General features: G+C 41.4%; 23 protein-coding genes and 1 tRNA gene. 7 read left to right on the plus strand and 17 right to left on the minus strand.

The annotated features are described in order from the left end of the window. Positions 1–59 precede the first annotated feature (59 nt). Positions 60–533, minus strand: a complete 474-nt coding sequence (locus tag AX660_RS21455) for a hypothetical protein (RefSeq protein WP_068381958.1) — start codon at positions 531–533, stop codon at positions 60–62. Between the two features lie 175 nt (positions 534–708). Here AX660_RS21455 and AX660_RS21460 point away from each other — a divergent pair, with 175 nt between their 5' ends. Together AX660_RS21460 and mscL are read left to right on the plus strand one after the other, a co-directional pair. Beyond that, positions 709–1,515 carry a M48 family metallopeptidase gene (locus tag AX660_RS21460; RefSeq protein WP_106404125.1) on the plus strand — a complete coding sequence of 269 codons (807 nt, stop codon included), beginning with the start codon at positions 709–711 and terminating at the stop codon, positions 1,513–1,515. Positions 1,516–1,578: 63 nt separating this feature from the next. Next, positions 1,579–1,983, plus strand: a complete 405-nt coding sequence (mscL, locus tag AX660_RS21465) for a large-conductance mechanosensitive channel protein MscL (RefSeq protein ID WP_068381960.1) — start codon at positions 1,579–1,581, stop codon at positions 1,981–1,983. 92 nt (positions 1,984–2,075) lie between these two features. Here mscL and AX660_RS21470 read toward each other — a convergent pair whose 3' ends face one another. Then, positions 2,076–2,900: a mechanosensitive ion channel family protein gene (locus AX660_RS21470; protein WP_068381962.1), complete on the minus strand. Its 825-nt coding sequence runs from the start codon at positions 2,898–2,900 to the stop codon at positions 2,076–2,078. Positions 2,901–3,185: 285 nt separating this feature from the next. Here AX660_RS21470 and AX660_RS23435 point away from each other — a divergent pair, with 285 nt between their 5' ends. The 3 genes from AX660_RS23435 (at position 3,186) to AX660_RS21480 (ending at position 5,708) form a co-directional block, all read left to right on the plus strand. After that, positions 3,186–3,356, plus strand: coding sequence for a hypothetical protein (locus tag AX660_RS23435; protein WP_164483526.1), 171 nt, complete (start codon positions 3,186–3,188; stop codon positions 3,354–3,356). A gap of 109 nt (positions 3,357–3,465) precedes the next feature. Then, positions 3,466–4,194 (plus strand): 16S rRNA (uracil(1498)-N(3))-methyltransferase, encoded by a 729-nt coding sequence (locus tag AX660_RS21475; RefSeq protein ID WP_068381964.1) that lies wholly within the window; start codon positions 3,466–3,468, stop codon positions 4,192–4,194. Positions 4,195–4,268: 74 nt separating this feature from the next. Continuing rightward, complete coding sequence (locus AX660_RS21480; protein ID WP_106404124.1) at positions 4,269–5,708, plus strand: sensor histidine kinase; 1,440 nt, start codon at positions 4,269–4,271, stop codon at positions 5,706–5,708. A 101-nt stretch (positions 5,709–5,809) separates the two neighbouring features. On the opposite strand, the gene serA is transcribed toward AX660_RS21480, so the two are convergent. From serA to AX660_RS21545, 13 genes are all read right to left on the minus strand, one after another. Further along, positions 5,810–7,039, minus strand: coding sequence for a phosphoglycerate dehydrogenase (gene serA / locus AX660_RS21485; protein ID WP_068381966.1), 1,230 nt, complete (start codon positions 7,037–7,039; stop codon positions 5,810–5,812). Positions 7,040–7,256: 217 nt separating this feature from the next. Further along, a complete protein-coding gene (ruvX, locus tag AX660_RS21490) occupies positions 7,257–7,688 on the minus strand; it encodes a Holliday junction resolvase RuvX (protein WP_068381968.1) in 432 nt (143 codons plus the stop codon). Between the two features lie 31 nt (positions 7,689–7,719). Then, a complete protein-coding gene (locus tag AX660_RS21495) occupies positions 7,720–8,277 on the minus strand; it encodes a YqgE/AlgH family protein (RefSeq protein WP_068381970.1) in 558 nt (185 codons plus the stop codon). 5 nt (positions 8,278–8,282) lie between these two features. Then, positions 8,283–9,254 (minus strand): glutathione synthase, encoded by a 972-nt coding sequence (gene gshB / locus AX660_RS21500; RefSeq protein WP_068381972.1) that lies wholly within the window; start codon positions 9,252–9,254, stop codon positions 8,283–8,285. A 159-nt stretch (positions 9,255–9,413) separates the two neighbouring features. Continuing rightward, positions 9,414–10,241 (minus strand): hypothetical protein, encoded by an 828-nt coding sequence (locus AX660_RS21505; RefSeq protein WP_068381974.1) that lies wholly within the window; start codon positions 10,239–10,241, stop codon positions 9,414–9,416. A gap of 46 nt (positions 10,242–10,287) precedes the next feature. Further along, positions 10,288–11,112 (minus strand): LytR/AlgR family response regulator transcription factor, encoded by an 825-nt coding sequence (locus tag AX660_RS21510; protein WP_068381976.1) that lies wholly within the window; start codon positions 11,110–11,112, stop codon positions 10,288–10,290. Then, complete coding sequence (locus AX660_RS21515; RefSeq protein WP_068381980.1) at positions 11,109–12,251, minus strand: sensor histidine kinase; 1,143 nt, start codon at positions 12,249–12,251, stop codon at positions 11,109–11,111. The genes AX660_RS21510 and AX660_RS21515 overlap by 4 nt, the downstream gene beginning before the upstream one ends. Positions 12,252–12,289: 38 nt before the next feature. Then, positions 12,290–13,006, minus strand: coding sequence for a LytR/AlgR family response regulator transcription factor (locus AX660_RS21520; RefSeq protein ID WP_068382035.1), 717 nt, complete (start codon positions 13,004–13,006; stop codon positions 12,290–12,292). A gap of 338 nt (positions 13,007–13,344) precedes the next feature. Then, the gene (locus tag AX660_RS21525; RefSeq protein WP_068381982.1) at positions 13,345–16,323 is read right to left on the minus strand and encodes a TonB-dependent receptor; all 2,979 of its coding nucleotides are present in this window, start codon (positions 16,321–16,323) and stop codon (positions 13,345–13,347) included. Positions 16,324–16,599: 276 nt separating this feature from the next. After that, complete coding sequence (locus AX660_RS21530) at positions 16,600–16,920, minus strand: DUF3718 domain-containing protein (protein WP_068381984.1); 321 nt, start codon at positions 16,918–16,920, stop codon at positions 16,600–16,602. Positions 16,921–17,295: 375 nt separating this feature from the next. Next, positions 17,296–17,625, minus strand: coding sequence for a hypothetical protein (locus AX660_RS21535; protein WP_068381986.1), 330 nt, complete (start codon positions 17,623–17,625; stop codon positions 17,296–17,298). A gap of 123 nt (positions 17,626–17,748) precedes the next feature. Next, positions 17,749–18,849, minus strand: a complete 1,101-nt coding sequence (locus tag AX660_RS21540) for an MbnH family di-heme enzyme (RefSeq protein ID WP_068381988.1) — start codon at positions 18,847–18,849, stop codon at positions 17,749–17,751. A gap of 10 nt (positions 18,850–18,859) precedes the next feature. Next, positions 18,860–19,624 carry an MbnP family copper-binding protein gene (locus AX660_RS21545; protein WP_157884369.1) on the minus strand — a complete coding sequence of 255 codons (765 nt, stop codon included), beginning with the start codon at positions 19,622–19,624 and terminating at the stop codon, positions 18,860–18,862. 129 nt (positions 19,625–19,753) lie between these two features. Between AX660_RS21545 and AX660_RS21550 the strand changes: the two genes are divergently transcribed. Beyond that, entirely contained in the window at positions 19,754–22,495 is a 2,742-nt protein-coding gene (locus AX660_RS21550; RefSeq protein WP_235594810.1) for a choice-of-anchor B family protein, read from the plus strand. 141 nt (positions 22,496–22,636) lie between these two features. Further along, positions 22,637–22,713 (plus strand) — tRNA-Ile (locus AX660_RS21555). 587 nt (positions 22,714–23,300) lie between these two features. Here AX660_RS21555 and AX660_RS21560 read toward each other — a convergent pair. Next, positions 23,301–23,669, minus strand: a complete 369-nt coding sequence (locus AX660_RS21560) for a hypothetical protein (protein ID WP_068381992.1) — start codon at positions 23,667–23,669, stop codon at positions 23,301–23,303. 111 nt (positions 23,670–23,780) lie between these two features. Beyond that, positions 23,781–24,221, minus strand: a complete 441-nt coding sequence (locus AX660_RS21565; protein WP_068381994.1) for a DUF695 domain-containing protein — start codon at positions 24,219–24,221, stop codon at positions 23,781–23,783. Positions 24,222–24,712: the final 491 nt, after the last annotated feature.

The raw sequence follows: 24,712 nt of genomic DNA on the forward strand, positions 1-24,712 counted from the left end.
AAACGCCTCTTTCGAGGCGTTTTTGCGTTTGAAAAAATGCAAAAATAAGTGTGCTTAGATTAAATCTGCGGATATTCTTTCGCCGCTTCAATGCACAAATCGATTGGTATTTTAGATATCCTGACATCCCCCGCCACCCTAACAATGACACAGTCACCTTCATCGGCCGCTTTTTTATCCACAATCACATTCACTATATCACCATCCACGGCCTGTAATTGGTATTCATAACCAGTCGTACTACCTTCAAAAACCGCCGTTAATAATCCGCCAAAAAAGGCACCCACTATGGCGCCAGCTATCATATCGTCACGATTACCACGAGAACTATTCAGCAGGCCATCCACAGCCCCTACGGCCATGCCCTCACCAACATAAGATTTAAAACGCACTTTTTCGACATTTTCAACTAAAGCAAAAAATTCTGTGACAAATTGATTTTTGGCCTGTCTGTCATAATCATTTGAGTTCGCACATCCATATAAAGTAGCAAGCCCTAACATTAGGGGTAAAAACATAAGTTTACGTTGCATAGGTCATCCAAGTGTTGATTCTGAGGCGTATATTATTTCATTGATAAAAATAATCACTGTTTACTGAACATAGGCTTAACAGTTTAACTTAAGCTGGCATATGACAATCTGTTTAACAACATTTTATGCTTTGTGGTATAAATTCCAACATTATAGTTATTACTTTGGAGTTACTATTTTGTTATCCCTATCCCGTTGCGTATTGATATTAAGTGCTGTGTGTGTGGCCGTTGCCTGCGCTAAATCCCCCTTAGGTCGTAACCAATTAAAAATTTATTCATCTGCTCAATTGGCTGGAATGGGTGAACAAGCCTTTGATGGTATGAAAGCCGAACAAAAAGTGTCCACTAAAGTTGTAACCAATCAATTTGTATCTTGTGTGGCTGATGCTATTACTAAAAATGTGCCCAAATCGGTATTTGCTGGAGAGTGGGAACTAGTGGTATTTGATGATCCTCAAGTCAACGCATTTGCGTTACCTGGTGGTAAAATTGGGGTTTACACTGGTTTATTAGAAGTAACCGAAAATCAAGAACAACTGGCTGCGGTAATCGGTCATGAAGTAGGTCACGTCATCGCAGAACACGGCAACGAAAGAATGTCGAGTAGTACTCTTATTGGTATAGGTATGGAAGCCACTAATGCTTTGCTCGAAACAAAACAAATTGCCAACAATAACTTAATCATGGCTGCTATCGGGGCTGGAGTGCAGGTTGGCTTGCAACTGCCTTTTAGCCGCACTCACGAATCAGAAGCGGATTTGATTGGTTTGGATCTGATGGCCATGTCAGGTTTTGCACCTGAGCAATCGGTCAAACTGTGGGAAAACATGTCCAAAGCCAGTGGCGGTGCGAGGCAGCCTGAATTGCTCTCTACTCACCCATTACCCACGACCCGCATTGACAATTTACAAAAAAATATGCCTGCTGCCCAAACCAAATTTGCCGCCGCCAGTATTCGTCCAAACTGTAAAAAACAATAAACCTTGTTTGCCAATGTGTAGGGTTATACACTTGCTTAAGTATTTAACTAGAAGGAATTACGTATGAGTTTTATGTCTGAGTTTAAGCAATTTGCCATGAAAGGCAACGTTGTTGATATGGCGGTAGGTATTATTATTGGCGCGGCTTTTGGTAAAATTGTCGCTTCTTTTGTGGCTGATGTGCTTATGCCGCCTTTAGGTTTAGCCTTGGGTGGAGTCAACTTTACTGATCTTGCTTTTATCCTTAAAGAAGCAAGTGGTGATGCACCTGCAGTAGCGATAGCATGGGGCAAGTTCATCCAAACTGTTATCGATTTTATTATTGTCGCGATGGCTGTTTTTGTGGGTGTAAAAGCCATGAACTCCTTAAAGAAAAAAGAAGAAGCCGCGCCTCCAGCAGCTAAATCGGTGGAGCCACCGAAACAAGAACTATTACTTACTGAAATACGAGATTTATTGAAAAAATAATAATCACTTATGGCAGTTCAATAACAAAACAAATGAAAAACGCCAGTCTAAGTACTGGCGTTTTTTTAATACGCTTTATAACTTTTATACAATTACTCAGTTTTGTGTAAATGCACATCCATTTGCGGATAAGGAATAGTAATACCCTCGGCATCAAAGCGTAATTTAACCGCTTCGGTAAAATCAAACTTAACGGCCCAAAAATCAGCCGCTGCCACCCAAGGGCGTACCACAAAATTCACACTGCTGTCGGCTAACTCAGCCACCGCAACTGTAGGTGCAGGATCTTTTAGTATACGTTCATCAGCAGCAACCATTTCATTCAAAATAGCTTTGGCTTTTTTCAAATCACTATCGTAACTAATGCCTACCACCATATCCACACGGCGGGTAGCTTTAGCCGAATAATTGATAATATTATCACTGTAAATTTTGCCATTCGGCACAATGATTTCTTTATTATCTGGGGTTGTCATCATAGTGGTAAAAATACTGATGCTCTTCACTACCCCAGAAGTACCACCTGCTTCGATAAAGTCTCCAGCTTTAAAAGGACGGAATACCAATAACATCACGCCGGCTGCAAAATTTTGCAATGAGCCCTGCAGAGACAAACCTATGGCTAAACCTGCAGCACCTAATATAGCCACTAGCGATGTTGTATCAACCCCCAACCTGTCTAAAGAGGCTACGATTACAAACAGCATCAATACTGCATTAGCAATAGCTTTAACAAAATCCACTAACATATCGTCATATTTAGAGCGGGCTAACAGCTTGCCGAGTAAACCCACCACTATGCCGACAATAATACGGCCAATAATATAAATTATTATTGCCATGACAATATTAATCGACCAGGGTATTACATAGGTATCGACGAGTTGCGAGACCTTTTCTGCATCAAATTCAAACATACTTAACTCCAAGTGTTGTGACATCCAAAAAAGAGAGTTTACCTAACTCTCTAAGCATAAGAGGATAAAATAATCTGGACAATAATTGCTACTACTAATGTTTTTTTCTTACGTAATAACAAAATTGTCATCATTTCCCTCTACTCTAGCTAAGTGCTTATAATTTGAGCAAATGGTCGAAAGTACGTTTTTTGTACAAACATTTTTTGAGAATTTAGCGTTGTTAGTGTTATACTTCTGCCTCCGGACTTTTCGGAAAGCATAATATTTTTAAAGGAATTGAAAATGTTGCTAGTTTATTTTTTAGTTTTTTCTATTTTTGTACTTCTGGCGTTTTCTTTATCAAAAGAAACAGGTAAAAATACTAAACATGCACGCAAAGGGGCTAACGTCATAGCCGATAACCCACGTTTGCATCGCAGTATAGGACCATCCAAGGTAATAGAAATCAACTAGTTATTGTCAAAGCCTGTTAGGATGGAACCCCTAACGGGCTTCGCTGCCCTCTTATGTCATTGCAAATTTATTGTTACTATTCGTTCATGTTCATTTCATTTTGTAAAACATGCGAATTTCACGTATCTACCACCCCGAGTTATTAATTGTCGATCAGCACGTTAGTTTGACCGATGATGCTGTCAATCACTTAGCCAATGTCTTACGAGCTAAAGTAGGTCAGGCCATAGTATTATTTAATGGCGATGGCGCAGAATACTGTGGTCATTTAGTTGATGTGACTAAACGCAAAGTGGTTGCTATGGTTGACTCCAAATTGTCATTTAGTCTTGAATCACCATTAAACATTCATTTAGCTCAGGGAGTGTCCCGTGGTGATCGTATGGAATGGGTCATTCAAAAAGCGGTTGAATTAGGCGTCACCGAAATAACTCCACTTATCACCGAACGCTGTGGAGTCAAACTTAGTGAAGAGCGCTGGCTCAAAAAACATGAACAATGGCAAAAACTGGTGATTTCAGCTTGTGAACAATGTGGTCGCAACATATTACCTAAGCTCAACCAAGCCACGGACTTTGCTGATTGGATAAATCAGTCCACGAGTCAGCTCAGATTAACCCTACACCCACGAGCCGACAAAGCCTTCCGTCATATTGCCTTGCCCCCTAGCGGCGCACGATTGTTAATAGGTCCTGAAGGCGGTTTTTCTGAACATGAAATTTATCAAACCGAAGAGCATGGCTTTCATACCATTCAATTGGGCCCCCGAGTCCTACGGACTGAAACAGCCGCAGTGGCCGCTATCACCGCGCTGCAAGCAATACATGGTGATCTCTAATAATTCTAGGTTCTTTACATATGTAATAATTATGTTAAATTAGCCATTACATGTACAAAAAATAATAAGTAAACATGCATTCTTTACAATTGGTTAGTAATAACCTCGAAACAAAAATTCATCCCATCAATCAAAAACTATTGGATCATGCCAGACTTACCGCTATGGAGGAGCTACTCAATGGTGGTTTGCTTGAGCAAGGTGTGACCAAAATTGCTTATTGTCTGGAAAATATGCTCGAAGCTAGTTTGTGTCAGGTATTGCTTTATGCCAGCCACAATCAGTCATTTCGACCAATGGGAACTACGTCTAGCCACTTCAATCCATTTTTGCGCGAGTGTATTAGCCAATATTTTCCACAAAACCATATCGATGAAGATGGTGAGAGTTTAAAAAAAGCCATGTTGATCAGCGCTAACATTCATCAGTCAGATGCGTGGGCGACATTACAGCAAAGCGCTACAGATCACAGTATTCAAGCAAATTGGACTTTACCTATTGTCAGTTCTGCGGGTGTAGTAAGCGGGCTAGTCAGTGTATTTTTTAATAGCACCAAAATGCCGACCAACGAAAACTTAGCGATAGTGCAACAAGGTGCAAGAACCCTCGCAGCTCTGATTACACACGCTAAGTCAAAAACCTTAGAACTACGTAAACAACTTAGCCTGCATCAACAATTAGAAAACCGACAAAACGCTTTAAATGACAGCAATGGTTTATTAAAAAAGGCACTTGCTCAACGTACCGAAGTACAAAGTCAATTAATTGAGCTTGAAAACATGGCAGCACTTGGCACCATGATGTCGAGTCTAACCCATGAAATGAATACCCCCATTGGGGTGGCGATTACGGCAGCTAGCTTTTTACATGATGTACAACAGATGGTGCTTAAAAAACTGCAAGACGAACAACTAAAAAAGTCTGAATTAGTCAGTTATTTCAACGATGCCGCAGAAGCATCGATCATTATTGAAAGAAACCTATCCCGCGCTGATGAGCTAATTAAAACCTTTAAACAACTGTCCATTGATCAACATAGTCAGGATCTACGTTCGTTTAATTTGTGTGAATATGTCTATGAAGTGCTGTTGTCGCTAAAACCTAGATTAAAAGCGACACCACATAAATTCTGTATTGATGTTCCCGCTGATTTAACCATCAGTAGCAATGCTGGCGCTATCAGCCAATTACTTATCAATTTAATTATGAACTCTGCACAACACGCCTTCCCCAAAGGCAGCATAGGACAAATCATCATTAAAGCTCGTCTCACAAAGGCGGATAATAATCTGAAAAACGTGCAAATTGATTATTATGATAATGGTATAGGCATGAACGAAGAGACCATAGAAAATATCTATAAACCATTTTTCACCTTAGCCCGTGATTCAGGTGGCAGTGGCTTAGGCATGCATATCTGCAACAACATCGTAATGAAAGTACTTAGAGGAAATATTGATTGTCAGTCACAGCCTGGGAAAGGTGTGCATTTTAGTCTGAATTTTCCGATCTGACCTAGCCCAACATTTCACATACACCTAATAACAAAAAACCCAGCTAATGCTGGGTTTTTAATGATTTAGGTCGTTTTGTTAGCACCTAAGCAACGGCAAATTTAGTGCAAAATACGGGTTTTAATAGTGCCATCAATCAAGGTCAATTGTTCAAAGGCCTCTGCCGCATCATCAGTTTCAACATCAATAACCACATAACCAATATCACCTTTAGTTTGTAAATATTGCGCGGCAATATTAATGCCTTTTTCGGCAAAAGCTTGGTTGATTTTGGTCAAGACACCAGGAATATTGTGGTGAATATGCAATAGTCTTGAGCGATTTAAATGTTCAGGTAACGATACTTCAGGAAAATTAACCGCTGACAACGTTGAACCATTGTCGCTGTACTTAGCCAATTTACCCGCAACTTCGATGCCGATATTTTGCTGCGCTTCTTGGGTACTGCCACCCACATGGGGCGTTAAGATCACATTATCAAACTGGGTTAAGGGTGATTCAAACAAGTCGTCATTGGATTTTGGCTCAACAGGAAATACGTCGATCGCCGCACCAGAAAGCTTACCGCTCTTTAATGCATCAACTAACGCGTCGATGTCGATCACTGTGCCACGAGCGGCATTCATAATGATCGCACCATCTTTCATCATGGCAAACTCTTTTGCGCCAATCATGTTCTGAGTTTGTTCCGTCTCTGGTACATGTAAACTGATCACATCAGAGGTTTTGAGTAACTGCTTAAGGGTTTTAATTTGAGTGGAGTTTCCTAATACCAGCTTATCTTCCAAATCAAAAAACTGTACTCGCATACCTAAGTGCTCAGCCAAAATACTTAATTGAGTACCGATATGGCCATAACCGATAATTCCTAAGGTTTTACCACGAGCTTCAAATGAGCCATTGGCTGATTTGTCCCAAATACCTTTATGGGCCATGGCATTTTTAGCCGGTATGCCACGTAATAACAAGATGATCTGACCTAACGCCAATTCTGCTACCGAGCGGGTATTCGAAAACGGCGCATTAAATACCGGAATACCACGCTTTTTGGTTGCTTCAAGATCAACTTGATTAGTACCTATGCAAAAACAACCTACCGCTACTAATTTATTCGCCGCAGCTATGACATTTTCGCTCAAGTGAGTTCTAGAACGGATACCAATAAAATGCACATCTTTAATCTTTTCGATTAACTGCTCTTCAGGTAAGGAGGTTTTTAAATATTCAATATTTTCATAACCATTAGCTTTAAGCGTATCTAAGGTGCTTTGATGCAAACCTTCGAGTAGCAAAATTTTAATTTTATCTTTGGGCAGTGATACTTTACTCATGAGGATTTCCGCATTGCAAATTGAAAAAAATGATTTCAGACATCTGGACGTCTATTTACTCGAGAAAATAGCAGAAATAAGCGTAATTAGAAAGCGCTTGTTCTGTTATCGGCATAATAATTATCAGATATTTAGTTATGATTTATGCTAAATGCTGTTTCTCACCTTATCTGCGCTTATCTACCTCAAACAATCGAGCAGTTCAACGCAAACAAAGTCAATCAAACGATTTTTCGAACCAGCTTTCAAAGATCAAACACGCTGACACACTATCGACTTTTTGTTTATCAAGTTTTTTATAACCGCCTAGTTCAAACAAACGTGCTTTAGCGTCTACTGTGGTCAAACGCTCATCACAGGTTTCCACTGGCACCCGATATTTAGCATTAAGGCGATTTGCAAATTTTTGCGCCGCAAAGGTCACTTCTTGTTTAGAACCATCCATATTCAGTGGTAATCCAACCACCGCAAGTTGCGGAGACCATTCTGCAAACAACGCTGCCACCACATTCCAATCAGGTATGCCATCCACCGCTTTTAAGGCATTAAGTGGTGATGCTGTACCAGTAATTTCCTGCCCTACAGCAACGCCAATGCTTTTAGTGCCAAAATCAAAACTGAGTACAGTACGTTGACCATTTTTAGCCATAGTTCAGCAACCTAGCTTATTAATATTCAAACTATGCATGCCCCACATCCGGCCCAAGTTGCCAGATATCAATACCGAGTTTTTGCACAGCCATTTCCCATTTTTTATGGATAGGCACATCAAATAACAAATGTAAGTCTGCCTCAATGGTTAACCATGCATTGGTTTGCAATTCTTCTTCTAACTGGCCAGCATCCCAACCCGCATAACCTAATGTTACTAATGATTTTGTCGGCCCAGAATCATTCCCCAGTGCAGTTAGAATATCCTTTGAGGTAGTTACCATAATCTCGCTGGTCAGCGCTAAACTCGATTCCCAACCTGCTTGCGTGGTATGTAAAATAAAACCTCTTTCCTGCGAAACAGGCCCACCAGCCAATACTATGCCTTTGGCTTTTTCAGCCAATACAATGGCGTTTTCGTCAGTTTGCTCGATCAGTTGTTTTAAGTTCATACCAACCGCTTGGTTAATCACCAAGCCCATTGTGCCGTGCTCATTATGTTCACAAATATAAGTCACTGTGCGTGAAAAATACGGGTCGCCCATAGTAGGTGTTGCAATCAATAAATGATTTTGCAGACTCTGCATAAAAATTAATGTCTCCTCTCAAGGGTTTTAGCCTGCAAACGTTTTTCCAGCGCGTCAAATAATATATCGGTGATACTAATATCATAGGCTGCTTCGATTTCTCTCACGCAAGTCGGACTGGTCACATTAATTTCAGTAATGCGTTCTCCTATTACGTCTAAACCCACAAATATCAGGCCTTTTTCCACTAATAACGGGGCAATAGCTTCAGCGATCTTTTTATCTGACTCAGATAAAGGCTGTGGTCTGCCGGTGCCACCCGCGGCAAGATTACCGCGATTTTCGCCCTTGGTAGGCAAACGTGCCAGACAGTAAGGAATAACCTGCCCATCCACAATCAAGATACGTTTATCGCCATCTTTGATTTCAGGTAAATAACGCTGAAACATCGCATAACGTGTGCCCAGTTCGGTTAAGGTTTCAATGATCACCCCAAGGTTATTACCGTCTTCTTTGACTCTAAAAATAGACGTCCCCCCCATGCCATCTAAGGGTTTACAAATAATATCCTGATGGGTTTGATGGAATTCTCTAATGAGCTTACTGTTGCGTGTTACTAGGGTCTCAGGGATTAGATCTGGGAACCACGAAGTAAACAATTTTTCGTTAAAATCCCTTAAGCTTTGCGCTTTATTGACTACCAAGGTACCGGCTTGCTCGGCTAATTCAAACATCTGGGTGGCATACAAAAACTCACCGTCAAAAGGAGGATCTTTACGCATTAAAATGATGTCGAGCTCAGCCAGCGATTGATTGGTTTCGCCAGTAAACTCATACCAATTGTCGGCATCATAACGAACCTGCAAACCTTGCATCAGGGCCATAGGTTTACCGTTTTGCAGATACAGATCGCCCATTTCCATATAAAAAATCTCATAGCCTCTGGCCTGTGCGGCTAGCAACATGGCAAAACTGGTATCTTTTTTAATATTGATGGACTTGATAGGATCCATCACTATGCCGAGTTTAATAGTCAATTTCATTCCTTAACTTAGGGGAAATAATGCAAGTATCTGTTAACGCTAATATAGTACAGACCAGATGGTAGCCCTTATATTTTGTGGCGAATTGATAAAATTCAAGCCGTAAAAATCCGTAGTCTTGAATTAAGCGGAGTCTCGGATAAACAGTGCCACTTAATGCTCAGCTAAAAATAGTTTAAACACTTCGTTAAAACTGTTTTTAAGTTTGTCACTTATAAATTGGATGTGGGCTTGATAATAAATATCGTCTTGATATAAAAGTGCCAATTGCTGATTAATTTTATTGATCAACGCGGCTGAATTAGCACTCTTTTTACAGGCGATATGGCTATAAATAAAACGTGCCGCGCCCTCAACATAATAATTTCTCAGTCTGGTGTTGGGTAAGTGTTGTTGCTGATAATTATCCATCACCGTTTGATACTCCAGCCACATATCAATCCTGTTGGCTAGCAACATACCAGCCATGCGCTCTTCGCTTTCGATTCCTTCTTTGACATATTTATTTACGTCGGGCAGTTTAGCTAATTCCCCATCAATTAAGGCACCATAAGAACGTTCCTTGTCTATTCCCACTACTAACTTGTGTCGCTGGGCAAATGCAACTAAGTCGATAGTATTGCCCTCATCGGCAGCAATGAATTGGGCAGCTCTGGGGCTCAGATAGGCTTTAACTCCAAGAAAAAGGGTTTCGGGTAAGGAGTAATCGAAAAACAATTCTCGTTGCGGATTTTTCACCACATTGCGAATACAACCTTCAGTCAGATTACTTAACATTTGCAGACTTCGATCGACACCCGCATGGACTTGTTGGAAATGGTAGTCCTCTAGTTGCTCTACTAGAAAATTAAAAACAAGGGGTTCAGGGCCTGTTTGCTGATCGCTAGCTGAACTGGAAAATATAATAATGCTCTGGTCATTTTCTGCCGCATAGCTGCTCGCCATTGAGCATAACAAAATCAATAAAACAACATTGGGCATTAGGCTTAATCTATACAAGGATTAGAGTTAACATCATTACGTCTTTTTAACCCTTTTTCAATTCATCTAATCTGAATTTGTATTTACGACTCACCTTTACTCTGTCACCGGTAGAAAGTTGCGCGACATATTCACCGTTCGAATTGGGGGTGAGTTTCATGAGTTTTTGAATATTCACCATGGCCGAACGATTGACCCGTGGAAAACGTTTAGCATCAAGTTCATTTTCAAACTGTTTGAGGGTTTTGCGAATAATATGTGAGCCATCAACCGTATGCACACACATATAATCGCCAGCGGCTTCAATCCACGAAATGCTGTCGAGCTTCACTCTTAGCCACTCTGAGCCATTTTTTAACGAAATAGTTTGTTGCAGTTCGTTTAATGATGATTGATTTGCTACTTCAAGGTTTTGCAGCAGGCCATCAATGGAATTGCCAGTTTTACGATTGAGTAGTAAACCTAATTTTTGATGTTGTTGAACCGTTTCAGTCTGGCTAAAGGCCTCTAATAGATTTTCGATACATTGATGTAAACGCTCATCTGCAAAGGGTTTTAACAAATAATCAAAAGCCTTGAAATCAAAGGCATTAATGGCAAATTCTCGAAACGCGGTAACAAACACCACTTTAACCTTATGCCCTGCCTGTAATGTTAACTGTTTAGCGAGATCAAGGCCGCTCATACCAGGCATTTCAATATCTAAAAACACCACGTCGGGCTGCAGTCGTTCAATATCTAATAAAGCCTGATCCGCTGAGGCACACTCTGCCAATACTTGGATACGTGCATCTACCTCCAAACGATAACGTAAGCCCTCTCTGGCCAGAGGCTCATCATCTACTACGATAACGCTTAAAAGCCGATTCACGGCTGTTCCATTGGAATAACAATTTTCACTTTATAACCTTGACGTTTTTCTTTAGAAACTTGAAATTGATGTTGGTCTGGATAAAGAACTTTGAGGCGTTCAATAATATTTTGCACCCCCACACCTGAATGCTGAGTATGGTGATAGTTCTGCTTTACGAAGTTATCTGCTTCATTGTCAACACTGGGACCATTGTCCGCAACTTCGAGATGTAACGAGTTATTTTTACAAAAGGCACTGATAGAAATCAGCCCCCCCGTGGCCATTTGTGCAATTGCGTATTTAATTGAGTTTTCAACCAATGGCTGCAATAACAAACTCGGAACTAACAAAGATTCGGCTTGAGGCTCAACCTTAAATTTTACTGTCAATCGTTCATCAAAGCGGGTTTTCTCAATTTCTAGATAAAGCATCAAGGCTTTAAGTTCTTCATATAAACGGATCTTTTTTTCCGGGTCATTATCTAAAGAAAAACGTAAAAAAGTAGAAAGCCGTGTGAGCATGCCATTGGCTTTTTCTTTGTCACCTCGAAGCACTAAGGTAGAGATGGCATTAAGGGTATTGAACAAAAAATGGGGATTGATCTGATAACGCAACATTTTGATTTGTGCCACATGGGAAAGTCTGAGCGCGTCAAGATGCATTTGTTTTTCACTGACCAGACGATAGTGATAGTTGATGCCAAAATACAAACTGCTCCACACCAAGATCATGAAAAAGGCATAACTAATGGACATAAACAGCATGTACCAACGAAATGACGGATCAACATCCTGACCTTGTAAAAAGCCCCACACATCAAAACCTTCGTAAAAATACCAAATCGCCAGATTTTTAATGGGCGTCCAGATTATCGCCACCAACAAACTACTGCTCACAATCGTCACAATTAACCACAGAGCAGGCAGTTTCCAACACCTCCGGTACACATGCCTTAACGGCCATGTGAGTAAAGCGGCTGACAGGCCTGCCAATACTAAGGGGAAAAACACATTTAAGCCTAACTTATTAAAATCCTTGAAGAAAAATAGATTATCAGTGAAAAAAATAAGCACATAGGCCGCCCAGCCTAAGCTGTGCAGTAAATAAAACGACGGTTTATGTTGTTGGTTAAAGTAGCTTTGTACTGAGTTATTCACGTTGAATTATTCACACTTCAGATTAAATACAACTCGCATCAGTGTTGAGTATCGAGACCAAAATATTCAAATAAAGACGCCCTGTGTCCCTGCCCTATCTTAACTTCGTCGCCATTGCTTAAGTGCAACAAGGAAAAGCGCCCTAATTCACTGCTGAGTGAATTGACGTTTTCTACGTTGACCATAGCAGAACGATGCACCCTAACAAATTTATCCGGATTGAGCTGCTGTTCTAAATTAGCTAAGGTTTCGCGGTGTAATATCATTCTACCTTTGCAATGTAATTCCACATAATTAGCCGCGCCCTTGATCCAGATAATGTCAGACACATTGACAAATTCGACGGCCCCTATCGATTTAACCGCCAGTATGTTTTTACACTTTTTGGCCTGTACTTGTTTTAACTTTTCTGCTTTAGCAAGAGTATGACTCAATCGGCTATTTTCAAAAGGCTTAAGCAAATAATCCAGTGCATTAAGCTCAAAAGCCTGCAGCGCAAAATCACTATGGGCCGTCGTAAAAACCCAGTGGCAAGTCACAAGTTGCTGTAAGGAGTAAACTAACTCAATGCCACTGCCACCGACAATATTAATATCCATAAAACAGAGATCGGGCTGATGTTTGATGATCAATTGCTGAGCCTCAAAAAATTCCCCACTTTGCGCCACAACTTGCCAACGTACATGTTCGTCAATAAAACAGGTTATCCTTTCCCGCGCCAAACGCTCATCGTCAATCACTATACATCGATACATATCAAGATCCATTTTAGTTGCTGGGACGAAATATACATTTGCTGAAACGAACGCACTAACAATCTGAGACGAATCACGGGATGGTAAGATGGGCCAATAATTGCCACAAAAAAGAAAGGGGCAAGTTGTTAAACTTGCCCCTCTGATCCAGGAAACAATACATATTTTTATAAATTAGTATGTATTCATCGGGTCACTACGCCGACAATATGAGTGTAATGACTAACAGTGAGCACAACAGCGTTTTGTGATGAAACGAACAATTGGCGGTATGAGATGAACTGCTCCTATATTCAATCAAATCACAAGTATGTTTAGCTTACACTTCAAGCACACTGTTAGAACGACAAACGCCCACCAAGGTAGAATCGTCTGGGCTCTATCCAAGCTTGTGCTTCGCCAAATTCGAATCCACCACCACCGTAAAACAAGTCTTGTTCACGAATAACGGCTTGGTTATCAAGGGCATTAAAGATATCTAAAAAGAATTCCGCTTTATAGATGTCAAAGTCCATTTCATATTTAACACGTAAATCCAAAGTGCCATATGAAGGAGTGGAGTGAGAGCCAACCGCCCCCTCTCTAATCCAATCATGAGTGTAACCCCCATATTCATAGGGTGTATCAACGGCTATGGGTAAGTGGCGACCACCAACTGATTCTGTTTCACTGTACAACGTGCCAGAGTTCCAAGAATAGACAGCACCAATTTCAAAACCATTATCAAAGAAATAAGAGCCCGCAAATTTAAGTTGATCTTCGATATTACCGGGTTGTTTACCATACTGGTTTGGTGCCCGTGGATCGTAACGCTCAATATCACCCTGGTAGTCAGCATTACTGTCTGAGTTAGAATTACCTTTGGCATCATTGTGAGTATACGAAGCTAACATTTGCCAGTTGTCGTTACTACGATGTTTACGGAAAGAAAATTCGTAGCCCTTATATACCCGCTTCGCTCCCTCTAAATTAGCTAGGAAGTAGTTTGCTGCTGGCGCTGTATCGTAACCAAAATAACTGATTGGTAACTCAAAAAGCGTGTCTTTCAATACATTGCTGTATAAATCAAGATCATAATCTTCAAGAATATCTTTGGTTTTACGGTCAGTATAGGTTGCCGATACAGTCATATCATCGCTGACATTTTTGGAGTATCCCAACATAATCTCATCGGTATACGTGGTCTCAGTGGTTGGCGCAAAAATGGCATCAGGTTGTTTAGCACCGCCGCGTGTGCGGAAGTTTAACCAACGATCTTTGATAAAAAGTGACTCCTCCGTAACTTGCCCTGCTAAAACGCCAGCAAAAGAGGTCATGTTGGTACGGACGGGATCATAATAACGACCTGCAAATCCCCATACTTTACTGTCACCATCGCCATTAATGTCGTATACAGCACTTAAACGTGGTGCCACGTCCCAGCCGAAAGTAAATATTTTATTACCACTGTCATCAATGTGATCCCATTTTTCTGCGCGTAAACCACCAACAATAGTAAGTTGGTCGAGCGTCCAACTGTCTTGCACATAAAATATTTGACCTTTAGTTTCTAGTTTTGCCGGTGCTTGAACAATTTGTTGAATACGATAGTTGTTAATCTGTCCATTTGGGTTACCTACAGTGCTATCAAAGGTTAAGGCCCCCAACTCCGCCGAGCTAACCACGCCATCAGCATCGGTATCTAACAAGTCAACATAAAATGCTTTGTCACTACTGTCATTGATTGCAGTAATGACCCTTGCGTAATCGACCCCTGAGAATCGTCTGCTTCCTACCCAACCAGCACCAATATATTCATCAAGGGTTACACCCGCGTTTTGAGTGCTTATCGAGGTATAACGAGCGGCGTCACTACCGGTATAAACTTGGTTTGAAAAATTTTCGTTATTTTCAATTTCATAGCCGAATTCAAAACTATGATCACCAAAATCCGTATCCAAATAGTATTCTAGGTTTATGTACCCGCCTTTTTTGTTACGGAAACGCACAGTATTGGCGCCTAAGCCGCCCAAGCTTTCTGTTGCCTGACTAGAAGGAAATCCGTTAAAAGCGACATCGTTGAAATTAGATTGATCCGCTGCGATATCAGTTAATTCACCTTCGTGATCCATGTAACCAACGTTAAGGACTAAATAATCCCAAGAGTGAGAATAATCAATTTTATAATTATCACCACCTTGTTCTCTTGCTCTATCACGGTTGTTGGGAGTCGTAACTTGAGTCGTGCCACTTATAGAGGTCGGATCATTAAAGAAGGTTAAGGTTAAACGATCATCATCAGTTGCTTGCCAAGTGAGTTTTCCGAAGCCAAGTTTAGCGTCGTTTTCAACCGAGCGGGCTACGGCGCCTGTTGCAGGATCCGGTACATCATTTTTCTCATTTTTCACCTGATAAGAGGCAAAAAACCACAACTTATCTTCGATAATTGGGCCTCCTAAGGTCACAGCAGCATCGAAGTTTTTAAAACTTGCTTCAGATATACTATCCGGTTTGTAGTCACTGACTAAGCTATCATTTTGTAAATAATAGTTGATGGAACCATGAAACTCATTACTACCCGACTTAGTCGAAACTCGTGATACTAGTCCTGCCCCACCGGCATATTTGGCAGGAATTCCGCCGGTTATAATTTGCTGTTCTTGAATAATTTCGGAGTTAAAGTTTGCACCAAAAGTACCTGTTGAGTTATCCGTTACGTTAACACCATCAATATAATAAACATTATCTGAAGAACTACCTGCTCCGCCATATCGACTGTCCGGAATGTCAGAGTAGTTAACGCCTGATTTAGACGACGGGTTATTGCCTGCACTGGGTTTAACGCCCGGTACAAGCTGCAAATAACTTTGATAACTACGTTGAGTCGGCAAAGAGTCAACCAGATCTAAAGTAAGATCCAAACCTACAACAGATGAAGTCGTATCCAGTGTTGCTGCTTGTCTGCCGGTTACCTCAATGGTTTCCATATCTTCGTTATTAAGCACATAACTTAAGCTTAGGTTTTTGCCTGTTACGACGCGCACTTGATCTGCGGCCAAGGGTAAATATCCATTACCAGCAATATCAACATGATATTTGTGGGAAGGATCAAGACCAACTAAGCGAACATAGCCCTCTGCGTCAGAAACAGCTTCTTTACTGGTTAAACTTTCTGGCGTATTCACTTTTACGGTAGCACCAACAATTGCACGACCGTTTGCATCAGTAACTTTAATTTTTAAGCCTCCCGTATCTGCAGCAAATGCAGATGCAGACAAGCCAATTGAAGCTGCAACAGCGAGTGCCGCTAGACTTTTTCTAAATATGATTTTTCCCATGGAAAACTCCCTGATTAACTATTTTTAATTATGTTTAATCGCACTACTGCAAACGCAGTGAGGCGATAATGTAACGCTATCAAAAAGTTCCATGCCAAAGCTGAATTAGGGATAAAACTGACATGTGGTGTGCTGAAACTAAACAAGACTGGGGATAAAAAAATAACGGAAAGTGTTAATTGGCAAGTAATAGGGTAGTACAAGCTATAACGTCTAATGACCTAAGATATAGCTCGTACTAAAACGCTAACAATCTAGAACAATTACAACGCATTACTATAATTTAGCTAACAATGTTTGATAGTCTAAATTACCTTTACGAGCAAACAGTTCTGCGGTTTTTTGAGCATTATTACGCAGTGCAAAAGTAACGGGATCCATACCATTGCAAACCAAGCCCTTAGAGATACTTCTATAATTCAAACCTGATTTGGAAACCGCTCGATTTAACTTCATTTTGCTATTACTTTGCAGTGCCTTACAAATGTTGACGAGTTGTTTTTCAGTTGTTTCATCTATTGCTTGCGCCTGAGTTTGGGCTGCACCGAACAACAATAAACTACCTACTATGCTTGAAATAACTAGATTTTTTTTCATGACTTACCTCGATTACCTGTATTTAGTTAAGAACGCTTAATTGCGTCGTCAGCTATAAAGTAAGTTAGATCGGCAGAAAAGTAGGCGTAAAAAAGCCCAATTACGGTAAAGCGAGACCAAGTGATAAACAGCCGTTTTCAAGCGATAAACCAACCTATTTTTCTGGTCTTTCATCGCAGGTCAAAGAGGATTTGTTACAACTGGCGTTAAACAACATGAATTTATAGGCAATCAACTTATCCCAATGCGTCTTAAATATCAGTTAGCGATAAGTGAGGGGTTTCAATATGCGGGATCATTTAAAAAAGTGCAGCGCAAACAAAAATACCCTGCTAAACAGGGTATTGTGATGAGCAGCAATGCAGCATGCTTTAGCTAAAAAGCATTTTCCTGATGAATTTTAATAAACAGTTCAGTGCCGTGTTTACTGTAATCAATTTTATATTCTTTACCATTGATGGTTTGCACAAACAGTAAGGTTTTTTCTTCACCAAAAATATCCAGACTCGTGACATCGACCAACTCCATATCCAGCAGTTTGGCATCACGTTTACTTTCTGGGATCTCTCCATTGTACTCTTTTATCGATTTATGGGTGACGATAATGGCCGGTTGATCCTCGCCATTAGTAATCAGTAAATCCAGTTTTCTGATCTTATGAATGAGGGTATTGCGACCACTTACTAAAAAAGGCTTCTCGGTCATGTTGTTCTCCAAAGCTGCGCGGCGATGCTAAATTGAATTTAGTCTATGATTTTAAAGAAGATAACAAAGTTTTTTCACCCTTGCACTTTATTGTTACACAAGTCATTTGCATAACACGACTATTTATTTGGGCTTTTTATTGCTTATGTTTAAAAAATCCTTATCGGTCAAACTATCTAAAAATGCCAACAGCTCGTTCTTTTCATCTTTTGTAAGTGTAAAGCCCTTAACAAAAGTGCTTTTATATGGGCTAGCAATCCCCTCGTCTCTGCCACCATTAGCATAAAAATCAATAACTTGATTCAAAGTGTCGAGGCTACCGTCATGCATATAGGGTGCAGTCATTGCCACATTACGCAAGGTGGGCGCCCGAAAACGTCCCATGTCATCCTTATTCAAGGTAATTTCTATTAAGCCCTGATCTTCAACAGGAAAAGTGCCAGCTCCATCAATATTGTACAAACCGGTATTATGAAAGGGACGCAAATCTAGTCGTTGATTTTGATGTTGGCTCGACTGAGTAAAATTAAAACCACCATGGCAGTGAAAACATTCTAATTTTTCTGAAAAAAATAATTCCATTCCGCGCAAGGCACTCTCTGACATCGCATCATCTTGCGCTTGGTAAGCATAACGATCAAACGCCGAATTTAAACTGATTAAGCTGCGCACATAACTGGCCAAGGCCCAGACTATTTTTTGAAAAGAAACCTCATCATCACCAAAAGCGGCGTTAAACAGTTCAACATAAGGAGCTTGAGCAAATCGTTGTAATATTTCTTGTTCATGACCAGTGATGCCTAATTCAATGGGATCTTCACCAAACATTGGGATCAATATTTGTTGCTCGATACTGTTGAGGCCAGAATGTGCCCAAGTCAAATTACTGTTGTAAGCCACATTCACTAAAGCTTGAGTATTACGTCTTAATATTTGCCCCGTGGCACCTATGGCTTTCTGTTTGGGCTCGGCAAAGGCAAATTCGGGTAGATGACAAGAGGCACAGGCCAAACTGTTGTTAAAAGACAACTTAGGATCAAAAAATAGCTGTTCACCCAGCTCAACTTTGGCTTGGCTCATGGGATTATCAGCCGGCACTATAGGCGCAGGAAACCCTAGGGGTAAATTCCATTCGTAGCTTGGTGTGGTGTTTGGTTGACAGGCTGACAACGACAAACACAATATAAAAAGTAGATGCAGCCTAAGCACGTTAATTAGCCACATACTATGCTGCTTAGCGCCACTCAAATACCCCGTTGTCAGTCAGATTAGACATGAGTACTTGGCAACTGGTTTTATCACTTTGCATTAAACATGAGTTACGACCATTAAGCTCTAGGCCTTGTAATAACTTGTCGAGATGCACAATTAAACGTTCGCCTTGTTGTTGCTTGCTTAAACTAAAGTGTAGCGTATTGGCATGCACACATTCAGTTTGTGGCGAACGCATGGCAGATGCAGAAGTACAACCTGTACTACCTAAATGAAAATTCCAAGCATCTTGCTCACCTAGCATATCCAGTCGCAAAAACTTATGCCCACCGCGCCACGACCAAAACATTGACGGCATGTTCAGAGGCGAAGGCTGGCTTAAAGGATTGAGGTGATTTATGTCAAAGGGCAAACCTAGAGTAAAACGCAACTGAGTGGTTTCAGCTAAGGCCAGCGGCACTGCAAGTTGCAGGCTTTGAAAAGGTTGCTCTGCGAGTACATCATCATCCAGCACTTGTTGCTTTTTATCTGCGCATTGGGCTTTAGTAAATCTAAGCAAAGCAAGATTGGTCGTTTGCCAATCGTTGCTAGTCAGTGGTAAAAAAAGTTGTTGACCATCTTGTTCAATACTTAAGTCACTGAGAAAAAATGCGAGTAGTTCTATGCTCCAATTGAATGTATCGCTGTCTATAGGCTTAGCACAACTCATCTCTTGTTGCCCGTACCAAAGCTCAACCTTAATTCTTGATAATGGGCTATTTGAATACCAATCACTGCAAGAAACCATTATAAAAACCCCGAGTAAAAACAGGATTTTTCGGACGCTAGGGTATACTCTGTGGAGGATTTTTATTATTTGTTGCTTAATTTTCATTCAGGTAAAAATACTTTGCTAAAACGAACTTTCAAGTGCGCCATGATGCTGTTTACTTTGGGTCTGAGTCAAGGTGTTCAGGCTCACGCTGAGCATGACAAGGCCAGATTTGTTGCCACAGACGGTGTAGATAGCGGCTTGTGTAACAATCGTTTCAGGCCCTGTCAAACCGTGAGTTACGCGGCGCAACAAGCAGCCAAAGGCGACAAAATATTAGTGGCCCAGGGCCAATATCAAATTGAGTCAGAGCAAGACTTACTTTATTTCAGTGGCGCTATTATTCCCGTGTTAGGTGGTTTTGATAAGATTGATCAATACCAAAATCAAAACCCCGACACCTTTGTTACTCATTTAGTGGGTGTACCTGCCGCTTTTGTTGAACAAATGAACGGCCAAGGTTTTCATGTGATACGTGATACAAAATCACTGGCGCAAGTTGCTTTGTTAGCAAAAGGCTCTGCATTCAGTTCATTTTCGTTGATGCAAGAGAATCAAGCCGCAGCCGATTGTATTGATGGTCAATCCGCGGGTTTTGCTTGTCTAAACATCAGCTTATTGGCACATGTCCCCCTTAGCCAGTTTCCATCGTTACCCAGCAGTGCAAATGATATTTGGGGGCATTTTGATCTAAATACCGGTAAAGAATATGCCATTATCGGTTTGCGTAACGGCATCACGGTGCTGGACGTCAGTGAGCCGCAAACACCAAAAATTATCGGTAACATCAGTGGCCAATCGACTAGCTGGCGAGACATTAAAGTACTGCAATTTTTTGATACCAGTGCGAATCGTTGGCGTGCTTATGCCTATGCCACTGCAGACAGTGTGAGTGAAGGTGTCACTATCATCGACCTATCAGGTCTGCCAAACAGTATCGCTTTAGTGCAAAAACAAACCACTGATGCATCTGCCCATAACGTGTATATCAGCAATGTGGATTACGGACTCAATATCGCTTTACCAGGTACCGAGCCGCTATTACATATCACCGGCTCAAATCGTTCAAATGGTGCATTTCGTTCTTATAGTTTGGCAAACCCTGAAAATTTAACGCTCAGTTACCAAGCCCTTAGCCCCTTAACACAAGACTACACCCACGACGCCTCCTCGCTACTCATCGACGACAGCCGAGCACAAAACGACTGCTCAAACGCAACGCTAACAGGCTGCAATGTACTGCTAGATTTTAACGAAACTAGTGTGAAATTATGGGATCACAGTAAAACAGACGACGTTATCGCCTTGAGTGATACAGGCTATCCCCAAGCGGAATACACCCATTCGGGGTGGTGGACAGAAGACAAACAATTCATCTTGGTCCATGATGAGTTAGATGAACAACGCCATAATCTCAATACCACACTCAATATTTTTGATATCAGTAGTTTAAAACAGCCACTCTTAGTTGGCACATGGCGTGGCCCCACCCGCGCCATTGATCACAATGGTTTTGTGCGTGGTAATCATTATTTTATGTCGAACTACGAGCGTGGCCTCACAGTATTAGATATTACTCAAGCCGCCAGCCCACAACAGATAGGCTTTTTTGATACCTATCCGGTATCCAACAACGCCGCTTTTAACGGTGCTTGGGGTGTTTATCCTTTTTTACCTAGCGGCAACATTCTTGTCAGCGATATTAATAGTGGCCTCTTCATTTTACGTGATGACACCGCCAGCAGTAATGCCGAGCAAATCAGTTTTAGCGTTGCACAACTTAGCGCGGCCGAAGGCGACAATGTACAGGTTAGTATCAACAAATCAGGTAGTAACAGTGCCACGGTTGGCTATCAAATATTAACTGGCTCAGCGACCAGCGATGACTTTCAAATCAGTCAAGGCGAAGTAAGCTGGGCAGCTAACGATAACCAAGCTCAAACTATCTCAGTACAAATTAATCAAGATATGCTTGCTGAGCCCGATGAAATATTTTTTGTACGTTTAATCAACCCACAAAATGGTGCAGCGCTGGGCTACCCAAATGTACTGCAGATAAAAATTCGCGGTATTCCACAAAGCGGCAAAATCAACTTCGCACAAAGTGAGTTAAGTGTTAAAGAAACAGCAGGAGACATTGCACTTAAAGTCGAACGTGTGGGTGGCAACAGCGGCGTACTCAACATTGATTATCTGCTGCAATCAGAAAGCGCCATGGTTGGGCAGGATGTAACTGATACCTCTGGCAGTTTGCAATGGCTGGAGGGCGATAACACCAGTAAAACAATTACCCTAAGTCTGATCAATGATGACAACAGCGAAACCAACGAATCATTTTTGGTTAAGCTGCAAGCTGAGAACGAGCAACATTTAGGCGGTCAATCGAACATACGGATCACTATATTGGACGACGAATCCAATCAAGCCCCCTTAGTTAATGCGGGAGAAAACCTTCAAGTTAATACACGTCAAATCACCCAATTAATGGGTACCGCCAGCGATCCTGAAGGACGTGAACTAAGTTACCTATGGCAACAAATTTCTGGTACTACTGTGAGCCTATCTAACGCTAATAATCTGAATGCCAGTTTTGTGGCGCCATCTGCGGCCAGTACATTAGAGTTCTCATTAAGCGCGTCAGATGATTTTGGCCTAACCACTAGCGATAGTGTGCAAATATCGGTTATTGCCCCACCTCCAAGTAATAACAATGCGTCGTCCCAAAGTGGTGGAGGCAGTAACAATATTCTAAGTGTTTTATTGCTAACACTGTTTATCTCTTTACGCCTTAAGCCAATAAAAAATCACATAGACCTGAATAAAAACAACAAATTGCATACAAAATAAGCAAACAGTTAGCAAAAACTAACTTTTTGCCCCCAAGCGGCAGGCGAGGTAATGACAAGGCCTATAAAACTGCTTATACTGCGCACCGCTTTGTTACCTAGGGTCTATCTGATCTTTAAGAAACAAAGCCCTGCAATAAATGGCCCTATAGCTCAGTTGGTTAGAGCGCACGACTCATAATCGTTAGGTCCCTGGTTCGAGTCCAGGTGGGGCCACCATTTTTACCTTAAAAATCATCGAGTTACCTCAGGCCCACCGACTTATAGATTTCGGGTCTCACTACTTCACCAACAAAATAATTCAAATACTGCAATTTTCTGCTCAGTCACCCGCTGCGTAATTTTCGACTCCGACCATCTCACACGTATACAGGCCGACGAATTTTGGCAGAGGGCGCGACTGTGGAGCACAGGTGGTGAGGTTTGTGGTGGATTTTGGATGGCGGCAAATCTGTCACTTTTCGGCGGGGGTCGTCTGGGTTATGTTCATTTTGGGTGGGGAGGCGGAAAAAGTAAGGTCAGCTCTGTTCATCGAAAGATGAATAACCTACGGATACCAGCATGTAAACCGACGATATTACTGCCTCATCTGATGCGTTAACTCAATTTATTGAGAAAAAGATAAACTAAAAATGGGCTGAAAGAGGGTCAGGGAAACACTTGTTTTGCTTGACAGGGGGAGTCATGCCAACGCTGCTGTTCAGGGGCGGAATTGCCGTGGCGCAGCTTTTGCGTAATTTGCAAAAGCTGCGACACGGCGATTGCGTCCCTTTGGAACGCCTTGTTAGGCGATTCAGTAACCATACCTATGGTCCCTCCACAAGTAGATTAGTTCGGCCTCGTTTAGTAACAACCGCATGCGCCTTCTCTCGAAGCAATTTCGCAGCAAGTTGCACATCCTGATCTGAAGCCTTCGCTTCCAGCGTAATTAGTTCTTGCTCGAGCGTTGCGCAATCAGAAGCGTCCAGCAATGTCTGACTGTATATATCAATGTGCCGGAGTGAAGTACTTTGAGCAATCGCTAGGAATAATGACTCCGGAAGCCATAGCGTTTGCTCAGGAGAATTGGCGGCATCCGCCCAAGTAACCTTTGCCGCTACTCCAACCTCTGCGATAGCAACAGGCTCCTCATACTCGTACTTGTGGCCTGCTACACGAAAACGATCGTCATTCACGGGTGCGATTCCGCCTAACGCTTTGCCAAGGGGCAAATGCGAACGTTGTTGGGCGAAGCCCAGTGAGTATTTGTCCCAGCCGCGCTTTTTGCGGTGAACTTTGGCAACTTGTTAGGCATCGTTAAAACGTCCTAAATATCGAACCGCTTGTTCCCACTTTGGGTCATCATGCAGTTCAATATGAACACAGCGACTACTATTCAATTTTTGTGAAATAGAATCGACTACGGGTTTGTAATCTGATAACTCAGGAAAATATACAAGGATTTCCCTTTCTCCGTAGTAGGTCTCCCGACCGACTAAAATTGGCAAAGTAATTTCTGAAAGCATATCTATCAAAGTATCTTCAATATCATTTAACACTTCAGCTTCGCTGTCTGTCGGTAACTTATGCCCCTGAACGTCTTCTAACTCAACGGTAACAATCAAGCAACTAGGGTATTCGTTTTTACCATAAAACTGCTTAAGGCTATCATTAACTGACATGAAGTAAGGGTGACCTTTTGAAGTTCCTTTAACGAGAACCCAATCTTCCTCTGGCAATTCCAACAAGACTTCTCCTAGATGCCTAACGTTTCGCTTTTATGGCGTTTGCGAGCGTTTTGGCGAAGCCAGCGAGTGGTTTTCCGCTGATTTAACTTGTTAGGTAACATAGGTTATGAAGACCTTTTGTGTCTGACAAAATAAAATGGACAACCTACCAAAATTGCGATGATTAAAGCAAAAAAAGAAGATGTTATTAAAGCAATAATAAAAAAAGGATCAAGATAACCAAGGTGAAAATAGCTTGCCAATTGAAAAAGTGAAATTGAAACTAAAGTAGCCGATCCTATCGCAAATTTAAAATTTTTCAATTGCCAGTGCGATATGACAGAGCACATAAACGAAATTGATATAAGGATAATAATTCCTTGCAAACCTTCACTCATAGTTAAATATCCTCCGTGTTACCTAACGCTTTTGTAAGGGGCGCGTGTAGTTCACGCGTCCCAGCCCAACTCGTTGGGCGAACTTAACAAACTTGTTATGCGAAAAATTCTTTG

It is taken from the genome of Paraglaciecola hydrolytica (genome assembly GCF_001565895.1).
Lineage (GTDB): Bacteria > Pseudomonadota > Gammaproteobacteria > Enterobacterales > Alteromonadaceae > Paraglaciecola > Paraglaciecola hydrolytica.